The sequence below is a fragment of the Odoribacter sp. genome (assembly GCF_985060555.1).
Genome location: NZ_CFKYFN010000116.1, coordinates 25,307 through 40,249, shown reverse-complemented (window position 1 = coordinate 40,249; position 14,943 = coordinate 25,307). Strand labels below are relative to the sequence as shown.

Annotated in this window: 9 protein-coding genes; 8 read left to right on the top strand and 1 reads right to left on the bottom strand. The window is 45.2% G+C overall.

Going from position 1 to position 14,943, the window contains the following annotated elements; all coding sequences use genetic code 11:
* The first annotated feature begins 59 nt into the window (after positions 1–59).
* Genes AC5RDS_RS16680 through lpxA form a run of 4 tightly spaced genes read left to right on the top strand, consistent with a single transcriptional unit; the run spans position 60 to position 6,636 of the window.
* Complete coding sequence (locus tag AC5RDS_RS16680; protein WP_013610895.1) at positions 60–1,238, top strand: efflux RND transporter periplasmic adaptor subunit; 1,179 nt, start codon at positions 60–62, stop codon at positions 1,236–1,238.
* Between the two features lie 21 nt (positions 1,239–1,259).
* A complete protein-coding gene (locus AC5RDS_RS16675) occupies positions 1,260–4,433 on the top strand; it encodes an efflux RND transporter permease subunit (RefSeq protein ID WP_013610894.1) in 3,174 nt (1,057 codons plus the stop codon).
* A gap of 8 nt (positions 4,434–4,441) precedes the next feature.
* Entirely contained in the window at positions 4,442–5,830 is a 1,389-nt protein-coding gene (locus AC5RDS_RS16670) for an efflux transporter outer membrane subunit (RefSeq protein ID WP_013610893.1), read from the top strand.
* 26 nt (positions 5,831–5,856) lie between these two features.
* Positions 5,857–6,636, top strand: coding sequence for an acyl-ACP--UDP-N-acetylglucosamine O-acyltransferase (gene lpxA / locus AC5RDS_RS16665; protein ID WP_013610892.1), 780 nt, complete (start codon positions 5,857–5,859; stop codon positions 6,634–6,636).
* Between the two features lie 442 nt (positions 6,637–7,078).
* Here lpxA and purL read toward each other — a convergent pair whose 3' ends face one another.
* On the bottom strand, positions 7,079–10,780 hold the full coding sequence (gene purL / locus AC5RDS_RS16660; protein ID WP_118113162.1) for a phosphoribosylformylglycinamidine synthase: 3,702 nt from the start codon (positions 10,778–10,780) through the stop codon (positions 7,079–7,081).
* A gap of 212 nt (positions 10,781–10,992) precedes the next feature.
* On the opposite strand from purL, the gene cysQ reads away from it, so the two are divergent.
* From cysQ to cysN, 4 genes are all read left to right on the top strand, one after another.
* The gene (cysQ, locus tag AC5RDS_RS16655; RefSeq protein WP_175315431.1) at positions 10,993–11,793 is read left to right on the top strand and encodes a 3'(2'),5'-bisphosphate nucleotidase CysQ; all 801 of its coding nucleotides are present in this window, start codon (positions 10,993–10,995) and stop codon (positions 11,791–11,793) included.
* Between the two features lie 57 nt (positions 11,794–11,850).
* Entirely contained in the window at positions 11,851–12,459 is a 609-nt protein-coding gene (gene cysC / locus AC5RDS_RS16650; RefSeq protein ID WP_046406003.1) for an adenylyl-sulfate kinase, read from the top strand.
* A gap of 103 nt (positions 12,460–12,562) precedes the next feature.
* Entirely contained in the window at positions 12,563–13,471 is a 909-nt protein-coding gene (gene cysD, locus AC5RDS_RS16645) for a sulfate adenylyltransferase subunit CysD (RefSeq protein ID WP_013610888.1), read from the top strand.
* Positions 13,472–13,482: 11 nt separating this feature from the next.
* On the top strand, positions 13,483–14,922 hold the full coding sequence (gene cysN / locus AC5RDS_RS16640) for a sulfate adenylyltransferase subunit CysN (protein WP_437440049.1): 1,440 nt from the start codon (positions 13,483–13,485) through the stop codon (positions 14,920–14,922).
* The last annotated feature ends 21 nt before the right edge of the window (positions 14,923–14,943 follow it).

Genomic DNA, 14,943 nt, shown 5'->3' with positions numbered 1-14,943 from the left:
TTAGCACGAATTATGTATAAGGGAAAGAGTGCAAAAATAAATTTATAATAATACGCAATATGAAAATTGAAAAATTGAAAATGACTCGAATGCACAACTTATTCATCATTACCTTGAGTGCAATGTGTGTCGCATGTGGAGGAAAAAATCAGGGAAGACAACAAACGGTTCCCGAATTTGCAGTAATCACTTTACAGCCCGAAACGGTAAAATTGACCTCTGCTTATCCGGCAACTTTCAAAGGACGCCAGGATGTCGAGATCCGTCCGAATGTAAGTGGTTTTATTACGAAACTATGTGTAGACGAAGGCTCGAGTGTCCAAAAAGGCCAAACCTTATTTGTTATCGATCCTGTTCAATACGAAGAAGCTGTCAACGTAGCAAAAGCTGCTGTAGAAGTAGCTAAAGCCAATGTTGCGACCGCAGAATTGACGGCCAAAAACAAGCGGCAACTCGAACAAAAGAATATTATCAGTAAATTCGATCTTCAGACAGCAGAGAATGCGCTGGCTTCCAGCGAGGCTGCCCTGGCTCAGGCGAAGGCACAGCTGACCAACGCCGAAAAAAATCTCTCCTATACGCAAGTCACAAGTCCCGTCAACGGAGTCATGGGAAAAGTACCTTTCCGGGTCGGTTCCCTGGTCAGTCCGAGTATGACGACTCCGCTCACAACGGTTTCCGATATTTCAGAAATGTATGCTTATTTTTCTATGACTGAAAAACAATTACTCGACCTGATCCGTCAGGACAGCACTTCCAGTAAGATTTTGGAAAAAATGCCTCCGGTATCTTTAACCACCGCAGACGGCCGTCCTTATTCCCAGCAAGGAAAAATCGAGACGATCAGTGAAGTAATCGACCAAACAACCGGATCGGTAAGCGTACGTGCCACCTTCAGCAACCCTCAACGTCTATTGAGAAGCGGAGGCACCGGTTCCGTTATCATTCCTTCCCAACTTCAGAATGTGTTGGTGGTACCTCAAAAAGCCACCTACGAACTTCAGGATAAACGTTTTGTGTTTGTCGTAGATGCCGACTCGAAGGTAAAAAATACTGAAGTCGAAGTATTCAAATTGGATGACGGTAAAAATTTCGTCGTTACTTCGGGATTAAATCCGGGAGACAGAATCGTTATCGAAGGAGTAGGAACGCTCCGGGACGGCACCCAGATCCAACCGATCACTCCTGAGGCTGCAGCTGCCAAAATCAAAGCTGCCACCCAACCTGTGAATAAATAATCTGCTTTAAAGCTTAAGAAAATGAAATTAGATCGATTTATTAACCGTCCGGTACTTTCAACGGTAATTTCCATTGTCGTCGTTATATTGGGTATATTAGGACTTGTATCCTTACCTGTATCGCAGTATCCGGATATCGCCCCTCCAACCATCCGGGTCACCACAACCTATACCGGGGCCAATGCACAGACTATTCTGAACAGTGTTATCGCTCCGCTGGAAGAGCAAATCAACGGTGTGGAGGACATGATGTATATGAGTTCCACAGCGACCAATACCGGAGAAGCCAGCATAGAAGTTTATTTTAAGCAGGGTACCGACCCCGATATGGCTGCAGTAAATGTGCAAAACCGGGTAGCTAAAGCCCAGGGATTCCTTCCCGCCGAAGTCACCCAGGTAGGAGTCATCACCCAAAAACGGCAATCCAGTATGCTGCTAGGTTTTTCTTTCTATAGTTCCGACGATAAATACGATAACGAATTTCTGGAGAACTACATGAACATCAACATTATCCCTGAAATTAAACGTATTCAGGGGGTTGGAGACGCCATGGTGATGGGAACCGACTATTCGATGCGTATCTGGTTGAAACCGGATGTTATGGCCCAATACAAACTGATGCCCAGTGATGTATCGGTTGCTTTAGCAGAACAAAACATCGAAGCTGCTCCGGGACAATTCGGAGAACGGGGTAATCAGTCCTTTCAATATGTCATGAAATACAAGGGACGTTTACAAACGCAGGAAGAATTTGAAAATATCGTTATCCGGGCTACCTCCGACGGAGAAATTTTGCGTTTGAAAGATATTGCAACAGTCGAATTAGGCCGGTTGACTTATGGTTTCCAGAACAATGTCAACGGACATCCGGGAGTAACCGCAATCATTTTCCAAACGGCAGGATCCAATGCTACGACCATCATCCAGGACATTCAGGAATACCTTAAAAAAGTGGAACCGACCTTACCTCCCGGAGTCAAAGTCGTAGAATTGTTGAATGCCAACGACTTCTTGTTCGCTTCTATCCACGAAGTATTGAAAACCTTGCTCGAAGCATTTGTACTGGTATTTTTAGTGGTATATATCTTCTTGCAGGATTTTCGTTCCACCTTGATCCCGGCCATAGCAATCCCTGTTGCGCTGATCGGTACTTTCTTCGGTCTGTACCTGATCGGTTTCAGTGTCAATCTGCTAACCTTATGTGCCATGGTATTGGCCATTGCCATTGTTGTCGACGATGCCATTGTCGTCGTCGAGGGGGTTCATGCCAAGCTCGACCAAGGGTATAAATCGGCCCGTCTGGCTTCTATCGATGCGATGAGCGAACTGGGGGGAGCCATTGTATCCATCACCCTGGTCATGATGTCTGTATTTATTCCGGTAAGTTTTATGACAGGAACCTCAGGAACTTTCTACCGGCAGTTCGGGCTCACGATGGCTATTGCTATCGGCCTATCGGCAATCAATGCCTTAACGTTAAGTCCTGCATTGTGTGCTATATTTTTACATCCCCACGATAAAAACGGAGAGAAGAAAAAGACTTCTCTGATCGAACGTTTCCACATCGCATTCAATGCCGCTTATGATGTTACCCTGAAAAAGTACGAACGAGGAATCACATTCTTTATCCGTCGTAAATTTTTATCATTTGCCATCGTTATAGCGACTATCGTCGTTATGATCTTCCTGATGAACATCACTCCTACCGGATTGGTTCCCAATGAAGATACCGGAACCATTTTCGCCGTAGTCGATATGGCACCGGGTACCGCCCAGGAGAGAACCGAAGCCGTTATGGAACAGGTAGACAGTTTGGTGGCAGCCAATCCGGCAGTGAAGAGCAGGACCCAGGTAACCGGTTACAGCTTCCTGGCAGGACAAGGTAACTCATACGGGACGCTGATCATAAAATTGAAAGACTGGAAAGAACGGGGTAAAGGGGAAGATGCCAATACGGTAATCGGTACCCTATATATGCAGGCTCAATCTCTGATCAAAGATGCCCGAGTATTGTTATTCGCCCCTCCGATGATCCCCGGCTACAGTGTCACCAACGGTTTCGAGTTCAACTTACAGGATAAAACCGGTGGAGATTTGAATACTTTCTATGAAGTTGCTCAGGAATTTCTGGGAAAATTGAAAGAACGGCCTGAAATCGCTACGGCTCAAACGTCTTTCAACCCCACTTTCCCTCAGTATATGATCGATATAGATGCAGCCAAATGTAAGCAAGCCGGTATCAGTCCCAACGATATCCTAACTACTTTGCAAGGCTATTACGGCGGTATATATGCATCCAATTTCAACCGTTTCGGTAAATTATACCGGGTAATGATTCAGGCAGATCCCCGTTATCGGATCAATCCGGAATCTCTGCAAAACGTCAAAATCCGGAACGGAAACGAAATGGCACCGATCAGTCAATTTATGACGCTGACAAAAGTATACGGTCCCGACAACATCAAGCGTTTCAATATGTTTACCTCCATGAGTGTGAACGGTTCGCCGGCTGACGGCTATAGTTCCGGACAGGCGATTAAAGCTATCGAAGAAGTTGCCGCCCAATCCTTGCCAACAGGGTATGGATTCGAATTTTCCGGAATGACCCGGGAAGAACAAAGTAGTAGCGGGAGTACGACAGCGATGATATTCGCACTGTGTTTCGTATTCGTCTATTTGTTGCTGAGTGCACAGTATGAAAGTTATATTCTGCCTCTGGTCGTACTGCTTTCCGTCCCCTCCGGATTGATGGGTAGTTTTATTTTCGCTCAGATCATGGGAGTAGAAAACAACATTTATATGCAAATCGCTTTGATCATGTTGATCGGTCTGTTGGCTAAAAATGCGATATTGATTACTGAATTCGCCTTAGACCGCCGGAAAACCGGTATGAGCATTACCGAAGCAGCCGTATCGGGAGCTTCTGCCCGGTTACGCCCTATCTTAATGACCTCCCTGGCTATGGTCATCGGATTGCTGCCGCTGATGTTCGCTCATGGAGTCGGAGCCAACGGTAACAGCACTTTGGGAACCGGAGCGATCGGTGGTATGTTTATCGGAATGATCTGTCAGATCTTTATTGTTCCGGCTTTGTTTGTTGTTTTCGAACATATCCAGGAAAAAGTCAAACCGCTGGAATGGCATGATACGGATAATACGGATATCGCCTCTGAAATTGAACAATATACGAAATAAGAAATACCATGAAAATACAAACGATTATATATCCTTTATGTATGGCAGCTCTACTGGGCAGCTGCCATATATACAAACCATACAGCCGTCCCGAAGTAGATACGCAAGGCTTGTACAGGGATCCTGTTTCGGTGAACGATACCCTGGTATCCGATACCGTCAATATGGCCAATCTACCCTGGGAGAAGGTTTTCACCGATCCTCAATTACAAGTGTTGATCCGCTTGGGTCTCGAAAGAAATACAGACTTGCAAACCGCTATGTTGCAGGTAAAAGAAGCTCAAGCCAGCCTGATGACTTCGCGTTTATCCTACCTTCCTTCTCTTACCCTTGCCCCCCAAGGCGGAGTGAGTAGTTTCGACCGGATGAAAGGCAGTTGGAGCTGGTCCCTGCCCGTTTCAGCAAGTTGGGAATTGGATCTTTTCGGAAAGATTCTAAATACAAAACGGGCGGCGAAAGCAGCCTTATTACGGAGTGAAGCCTATCGACAAGCTGTGCAAACCCAGGTTGTCGCTGCAATAGCCAATTATTATTACACCTTACTGATGCTCGACAAGCAGTTGCAGATCACAGAAGAAACTGCCGTATTATGGGGAGAAAATGTCGAGACCATGAAAGCGATGAAAGAGGCGGCGATGGTCAATGAAGCAGGAGTTGTACAAAGCGAAGCCAATTATTATATGGTGCTGGCTTCTATCTCCGACCTGAAAAATCAGATCCGGGAAACCGAGAATGCCTTATCCTTACTGTTGCGACAAGCTCCTCAGAAAATCGAACGCGGCAAGCTGGAGGACCAACAACTCCCGACAATACTGCATACCGGCGTCCCGGTACAATTGTTATCCAACCGTCCGGACGTCAAAGCGGCAGAAATGGCATTAGCAGGAACATATTATAATGCCAACGAAGCACGTGCTGCTTTCTATCCGTCGATCTCCATCAGCGGGACTTATGGATGGACCAATCAAGCCGGGAACACGATCATCAATCCCGGAAAAATGATTGCCTCGGCTATCGGTTCACTGACTCAACCTTTATTTTACCGGGGAGCGAATATTGCCCGCTTAAAGATTGCCAAAGCCCAGCAAGCAGAGGCGATGTTAAGTTTCGAACAAGCGATATTGAATGCAGGCGCCGATGTCAGCGATGCACTGAGTCTGTATCAATCGGCTGAAGATAAACGGATACAACGGGTGAAACAAATAAATTCATTGGAAAAATCGGTGGAGTATACGCAGGAATTACTAACTTTAGGTACCTCTAATACGAATTACCTGGAAGTACTGACAGCACAACAATCGCTGTTAAACGCTCAGTTGTCCGGAATTTCCGATGAGTTCCAGCGTTTGCAGGCCGTAGTAAACCTATACCATGCATTGGGTGGAGGCACTAAATAACGACACTAACCTTAAAAACAAAAAATATGATCAGTCCTTTAGCGTATGTAGATAAAGAAGCCCGGATCGGAGCGAATGTTACCATTCATCCTTTTGCCTATATCGACAAGAATGTCGAAATCGGAGACAATTGTACGATCATGCCTTATGCCAGTATTCTCAGTGGCACCCGTATGGGAACGGATAATATCATCTATCAGGGTGCCATCATCGGTGCTACTCCTCAGGATTTTAAATTCAAGGGTGAGGATACCCTCCTGAAAATCGGTAATCACAATACCATACGGGAGAAAGTGATCCTTAACCGGGGCACGAACACAACCGATTGTACGATAATCGGAGACGGTAACTTTCTGCTGGAAGGCGTACATCTGGCACACGACACCCATTTAGGCAGCCATTGTGTATTGGGAAACGGTGCCAAAACAGCAGGAAACTGTATTATCGACGACAAGGCGATTTTAGGTAGTGAAGTGATCGTCAAACACGGTTGCCGTATCGGAAGCTGGGCACTATTGCGTGACGGCTGCCGCGCCAACAAAGATGTTCCGCCTTATATCGTGGCGGCCCACAATCCGATCAGTTACTATGGAATCAATGCTTTGATCCTGGCTAAAGAAGGCCATCTCACCGAAAATGTGATCGATAATATAGCTAAATGTTACCGGCAAATTTATCAATGCGGTACCAGTCTGGAAAATGCCCTGCGAAGAATCAAAGATATTATTCCTCTCAGTCCGGAAATCACTTACCTGGTAGATTTTATCGAACAATCTAAAAAGGGGATTATCGGAACGACAATGTAAATTTAAAAATTCAACGGTTACAAGAGTGACAACGATCAGACTGACCAAGGCCAACTCTTGCAACCGTTGATACTTCTTCCTTATCTGATCTGAATACGTTCATTTTCCAGACTGCCGATAATAGCGAGTGATCCGACATGTATAACCTCTCCCCTCCAAAGTTCCCTTCTTTTTGAAAAGCTTTTTCGATAATCACATCCCCCAGGAAAGCATTTACCATTTTGTAGTATTCATACAAATCAGTTTACCGCACTGTTTCCCGAATCTCCTCTCCCGGTCCTGCTGCATATCTGTAGATCGTTTTCATAATTCGGTACTCTTTATCCATCACCTTTTTTCCGACATCTCGTCCAAGTAAAAAAAACAGGAAGGCGATCGAACCTTCCTGTTATAAATCGATATAATCTTCGTCGTTTATGAACACGATCTTACTACATTCAGCTTATGCCTTCACTTTTTCCTCTATCCATTTCCGGGCATTGACAAAAGCCTCGATCCACGGACTCACTTCATCCTCACTGCGTCCTTCAGCATAATATGCCCAATTCCATGGATAGATAGACCGTTCCAAGTGAGGCATCATCGCCAGGTGACGGCCATCTTTACTACAGATCGCCGCTGTAGCGAACGGTGAACCGTTCGGATTGCCCGGATAGGCATCGTAACTGTATTTGATCGGAATATGGTATTCACTCTCGGCATAAGGCAAACTGAATTTACCTTCTCCATGAGCGATCCAGATACCTAACCGACTACCTGCCAAAGACTTTAACATTACAGAATGATTCGGCTGAATCGTTACATTGACAAAACCGGATTCAAACTTATGGGAGTCATTATGCAACATCTTAGGCATTTCAGCATGCTCGGGATAAATAAGTCCCAGTTCAACAGCCAACTGGCATCCGTTACAAATACCCAAACTCAAGGTGTCTTCGCGTTTATAGAAATTCTCCAAAGCCTGTCGTGCTTTTTCATTGAATTTGAAAGCGCCGGCCCACCCCTTGGCAGAACCCAACACGTCAGAATTCGAGAATCCTCCGACAAAGACAATCATATTTACCTCTTCGAGAGTTTCACGTCCGCTGATCAAATCGGTCATGTGTACATCCTTCACGTCAAAACCGGCCAAATGCAAAGCCCAGGCCGTTTCACGCTCACACTGGCACCCTTTCTCCCGGATCACAGCAGCCCGGATACCCGATTTAGCAGTACGGTTCAACTGCAAGCCCAAATCAGCCAATTTGCCGGTAAAACCTTGTGGGAATTTATATTTCAACTCATTGTGTTTATAGCTCTTGTATCTCTCCAATGCCTTCTCTTCGCCACTCTGACGCCGGTCGAGTAAATAAGAAGTCTTAAACCAAAGATCACGTAAAGAAGGGATATCCAACGACCAGCTATCCGCATCCTTCTTGATGTTCAGTAATCCCGCCTTACCCGGCTTTCCTAAGAAAGCGTAAGCAACACCGGCTTTATCCATCAGAGCGGAAACCTTTTTAGCATCCTTATCCGCTATCTGAATCAGTACGCCGGGATTTTCAGCGAATAAGATCTTAATCATATCTTTTTCAGCCAGGAATGAAAAATCGATATCCAAACCCAAACGATCATCTGCAAAACACATTTCGAGCAGTGCCGTTACCATACCTCCGGCAGAAATATCATGTCCGGCCAAAACGATACCTTCATCCACCAATTGCTGAATAGCTGTAAATGCACGGGCAAAATACTCGCTATCCCTAACGTCGGGCACTTCTTTGCCCACTTTATTCAGAATCTGGGCAAAGCTGGAACCACCCAATTTCAATTTATCGAATGAGAAATCGACATAGACGATCTCGGTAGCCGGATCATTTTTCAATACAGGAATGACAATTTTACGGAAATCGGTTACTTCGCCGACAGTAGAAATGATAACCGTTCCCGGAGCATACACTTTTTTGTCCCCATATTTCTGGGTCATAGAAAGTGAGTCTTTCCCGGTAGGAATGTTTACTCCCAACTCGATAGCAAAGTCGCTGGCAGCCTGTACCGCCTGATACAACCGGGCATCTTCTCCTTCATTGCGGCAGGGCCACATCCAGTTGGCAGAAAGTGAGATTCCTTTCAATCCCTGTTCGATCGGCGCCCATACCAGATTAGTCAGCGCTTCGGCAATAGCCAAACGTGAACCCGCAGGAGCATCGGCCATGGCAGCTACAGGAGCATGTCCGATGGAGGTTGCTATCCCACGGTGTCCGCTATAATCCAAAGAGACGGCAGCAACATCGCTCAAAGGCAAATGCAAAGGACCGACACACTGCTGACGCACGATACGGCCCGATACTGAACGGTCTACCTTATTCGTCAACCAATCCTTAGAAGCAACCGCCTCTATTTGTAACACTTGCTCCAAATATTCTTCCAATTTATCGGCGGAGTATTCCAGACCGGCATATTTTTCTTTAACGGTCTTATCCTCCATAATCGTCTTAGGAGGATTACCGAACATATCTTTCAGTTCCAGATCGATCGGAGTCTCATGAGTTTTTGCATTCTCAAAAGTAAACTTCATATCTCCGGTGGTTTCACCGATGACGTACATCGGAGCCCGTTCACGGTCTGCGATACGTTTCAGTTCGGCCACATCCTTCTCCTTCATCACCAATCCCATCCGTTCCTGTGATTCATTCCCCACGATTTCTTTTGCAGATAAGGTCGGATCGCCGACAGGGAGATTTTCCATATGTATTTTACCTCCGGTTTCTTCCACCAGCTCGGATAAACAATTCAAATGTCCTCCGGCACCGTGATCGTGGATAGAAACAATCGGATTCACTTCGCTCTCGGCCATTGCCCGGATCGCATTACAAACCCGTTTCTGCATTTCAGGATTAGACCGTTGTACCGCGTTCAACTCGATAGCCCCGGCATAAACCCCGGTATCGACAGAAGAAACGGCACCACCTCCCATACCGATCCGATAATTGTCACCTCCCAACAACACCACTTTATCTCCTACTCCAGGTGTTTTCTTCATGGCTTGCTGACGATTACCGAAGCCCACACCACCGGCCTGCATAATCACTTTATCATACCCATAGGTACGTCCGTCTTCTTCGTGTTCGAAAGTCAATAAGGAGCCACAGATCAACGGCTGACCGAACTTATTTCCAAAATCAGAAGCACCATTGGAAGCTTTGATCAAAATATCCTCCGGAGTCTGGTAAAGCCATTTTCTGGGATCGATATGCTGTTCCCAAATCCGGGAAGCATCCAAACGGGGATAAGAGGTCATATACACAGCTGTACCGGCCAACGGAAGGGCTGCTTGCCCTCCGGCAATACGGTCACGAATTTCTCCACCGCTACCTGTTGCCGCTCCATTGAAGGGCTCTACGGTTGTCGGGAAATTGTGCGTTTCGGCTTTCAGCGAAATGACCGTATCTATTTCTCTCGTCTCATAAACATCCGGCTTATCATGGGTATGCGGAGCGAATTGCACCGCCTGCGGCCCATCGATAAACGCACAATTGTCTTTATAAGCGGAAACAATCCGATTCGGATTTTCCTGAGAAGTTTTCTTAATCAGTTTAAAGAGTGTACTTTCTTTCTCTTCTCCGTCGATAATAAAGGTACCGTTAAAAATTTTATGACGGCAGTGTTCCGAATTGACCTGCGAAAAACCGAATACTTCGGAATCGGTCAATTTCCGTCCTAATTTTTCAGCCAATCCTTCCAGATAAGCAATTTCATCGGGATTCAAAGCCAATCCTTCCTTCACATTATAGGCACGAATATCATCGATGTAAATGATCGGATCCGGTTGTTTATCGATTGTAAAGATATGTTGGTCCAAACCTTTATAAAATGCCTGCAACATCGGGTCGTAAGGTATATTGTCACAAGCCGTCTGTGTAAATTCCTCTATCCGGAGAATCCCCCCGATCCCCATATTCTGCGTAATCTCGACTGCATTCGTACTCCACGGCGTAATCATTTCCCTGCGAGGACCGATAAAATAACCTTTCAGGGCATCACCTTGTATTTTGTGCGCACCACTGAACAACCATTCTAATTTACTGACATCAAGAGAATTTTCAGACGTCTGATACTGTACGGCATATACCGTGGCGTCTTTCTGATAGAAAACTATAGTCATGCTTTAATATAATAATTTATTTTCACGTGATCAAAAGCACACAAAGATAACTATTTCTTATTGAAATACCATAACCGGGAAATAAAGAATAGACAGGAAAAATTAAAATAACGATTCCCGAAACGGGACGGAACGGCCGGACCAGATAATATCCGGCAAATACTGCAAATATAAAAAAATTTGATACCTTTGCCAGGCATGCAGAAAATACTATGAATTCATTACTACAGACGGCTATAACAGCAGCATTGCAAGCTGGTAAGGCTATATTAGACATATACGACGATCCGGCTTCGGATTTCGAAATCGAACACAAAGCGGATCATTCTCCGCTGACTATTGCCGACCGGGTATCCAACGAGATTATCCTGAAACAGTTGAAAAATACGCCTTATCCGGTTATCAGCGAAGAAAACAAGGCCACAGCCTATGCTATTCGTAAACAATGGCAAACGGTATGGATCGTCGACCCTTTGGACGGTACAAAAGAATTTATCAAACGGAACGGCGAGTTCACTGTCAATATAGCTCTCGTTTACGGCGGACGTCCTGCCTTAGGGGTAATTTATATTCCGGTAAAAAAAATCCTGTACTACGGAACGATCCGAAACGGAGCTTATCGGGCCGATCATCCGGAATATTCCCCGGATATGGATTTCGACGCACTGGAAAATCAAGCCCGGCGTCTGCCTCTGGACCGCGAAGATCCGGTTTATACCGTTGTGGCTTCAAGATCGCACATGAGTTCCGATACAGAGAATTTTATCGATGAATTAAAAAAAGAACACGGAGAAGTCAAACTGACTTCTATCGGTAGTTCGATTAAAATATGCCTGGTAGCAGAAGGAACTGCTGACATTTACCCCCGTTTTGCTTCGACCATGGAATGGGATACCGCTGCAGGTCATGCTATCGCAAAGGCTGCCGGGAAAGAATTATATCACCAGGATGGGTGCACTCCCTTGGCCTACAACAAAGAAGATTTATTAAATCCCTGGTTTATTGTAAAATAAAACAAACAGGAAATATGAAATACTGAAATTGTGGTGTAAATCAGTAACTAAGTTTATATGGCAGAAAATATTTATCCGATTTTTGAAAAAATGTTACAGCGGAAAGACCGCGAAGCTTTATTGAAACAAAAAGGCATTATGATCTGGTTTACCGGATTGTCCGGTTCCGGTAAAAGCACATTAGCCATTGCCCTGGAAGGGGAATTATATAAACAAGGTATACTCTGCCGTATCCTGGATGGAGACAATATCCGCAGTGGCATCAATAATAACCTGGGTTTTTCGGAAGCCGACCGAACGGAAAATATTCGTCGCATAGCAGAAGTTTCCAAATTATTCGTCGATTGCGGTATCGTGACCATCGCTGCTTTTATCAGTCCTACCCATGCTATCCGCCGGATGGCTTCTGAAATTATCGGTGAGGATGATTTTCTGGAAGTATATGTCAGTACGCCCATCGAAGAATGTGAGCGACGGGATGTCAAAGGTTTGTATGCCAAGGCCCGTCGGGGTGAAATCAAGGAATTCACCGGTATTTCATCGCCTTTCGAAGCCCCGGAACATCCGTTTATTTCGATCGACACCTCACGGCAATCCTTAGCCGATTCGGTGAAAGTTTTATTGGAAGCCGTTTCTCCGAAAATAACCGGAAATGAATTTCGGTAAAAATACTGATGCTTTTGAATCAGGATACGACTATTTTTGCAAAATGAATAAACTTTGCCAACGGCTGGAGTAAATCCGCCTATTAGCATTAGCACATAAAACAATGTCAGAATATAAATTAAGTCATTTGAAAGAACTGGAAGCCGAGTCTATCCATATTATCCGTGAGGTTGTCGCTGAGTTTGAAAATCCGGTTATGCTCTATTCTATCGGTAAAGACTCTTCCGTCATGGTCCGTTTAGCTGAAAAAGCTTTTTATCCGGGGAAAGTACCTTTCCCCTTGATGCATATCGATTCGAAGTGGAAATTCAAAGAAATGATCGAATTTCGCGATAAATATGCCCGGGAAAACAACTGGGACCTGATCGTCGAATCCAATATGAAAGGTTTCCAGGAAGGGGTAGGTCCTTTCACACACGGTAGTAAAGTACATACCGATCTGATGAAGACCCAGGCTTTATTGCAGGCGCTCAGTAAATACAAGTTCGATGCCGCTTTCGGTGGTGCACGCCGCGATGAAGAGAAATCACGGGCCAAAGAACGTATTTATTCCTTCCGGGATAAATTTCATCAATGGGATCCTAAAAACCAGCGTCCTGAATTATGGAATTTATACAATGCCCGGGTTCATAAAGGCGAATCGATCCGGGTATTCCCGCTGTCTAATTGGACGGAATTGGATATCTGGCAATACATCCGCATGGAAAATATTCCTATCGTACCTTTGTATTTTGCCAAAGAACGTCCCATCGTCGAAATCGACGGTAACCTGATCATGCCCGACGACGAACGCTTACCGGAACAATACCGGGATAAGATCCGGATGCGGAAAGTACGTTTCCGTACCTTAGGATGCTGGCCATTGACCGGAGCTGTCGAATCGGAAGCCGACACGATTGAAAAAATCGTAGAAGAAATGATGACCACCACCAAATCCGAACGGACCACCCGGGTAATCGATTTCGACCAGGATGCCAGTATGGAACAAAAGAAAAGAGAGGGATACTTTTAAGGCGAAAAGCGATAAAGATTAAAATCATGGAGAAACTAAATATAAAAGAGTTCCTGGATCAGGACGAAAAGAAAGATCTGTTGAGATTATTGACAGCCGGATCGGTAGATGATGGCAAATCGACCCTGATCGGTCGTTTGCTTTTCGATAGTAAAAAATTATACGAAGATCAGCTGGATGCCCTCGAAAGAGATACCAAACGTTACGGTAATGCAGGAGACGATATCGATTATGCCCTCCTGCTCGACGGCCTGAAGGCTGAACGTGAACAAGGTATAACGATAGACGTGGCTTACCGTTATTTTTCTACGAACAAGCGGAAATTCATCATTGCCGACACTCCGGGACACGAACAGTATACCCGTAACATGATTACAGGAGGTTCGACGGCTAATCTGGCCATCATTCTGGTAGACGCCCGCTCAGGCGTTATCACCCAAACACGCCGGCATACTTATTTAGTTTCCTTGCTGGGAATCAAACATGTTGTTCTGGCTGTGAATAAAATGGACCTCGTTGGATACGACCGGCAGGTATTCGACCGGATCGTAACGGAATACCGTCAGTTTGCAGAACCCCTGGGAATACCCGACATTACCTGTATCCCACTCTCGGCATTAAAAGGAGATAATGTCGTAGAAGCATCGGAGAATATGTCGTGGTATACCGGAAAACCATTACTGGAATATCTGGAAACGGTACATATAGGAAGCGATAAAAACTTTGCAGATCTCCGTTATCCCGTACAATATGTCATGCGTCCCAACCTCGACTTCCGGGGATTCAGCAGTACGGTTGCTTCAGGTATCATTCGTAAAGGAGATGAAGTGGTCGCACTGCCTTCTATGAAGCGTTCACGGGTCAAATCGATCGTCACTTACGACGGAGAACTGGATTTCGCTTTTCCGCCGCAGGCCATAACGGTGACCCTCGAAGACGAAATCGATATCTCCCGGGGAGAAATGCTCGTACATCCGGACAATCTCCCGATTATTTCCCGTAATTTCGAAGCCATGCTGGTATGGATGGATGAGAAGAAAATGGATCCGGAAGAACAATTCTTTATTAAACATACTACGAATCTGACCCGGGCCAAGATCGATAAAATCCGGTATAAAGTAAATGTGAATACTTTAGAACAATCTGCCGCAGACGCCTTGGAATTGAATGAAATTGCACGTGTCATTTTCACGACAGGTAAACCTTTATTTTTCGATCCTTATTCCCAAAATAAAAACACAGGCGCTTTTATTCTGATCGATCCGATTACCAACAATACCTGTGCTGTCGGTATGATTATCGATAAAGTCGAAAGGAAAGACATGCAGGAATTGGAAATTCCGGAAATCAATCTTTCGAAACTGGGCATCGGCAGCGAACACTTTACAGCCATCGAAAAAGTGGCCAAGGAACTCGACCGTCAAGGGATTACGGTGAAAATAATTCAATAAATAAATCAGTTAGGCGATATA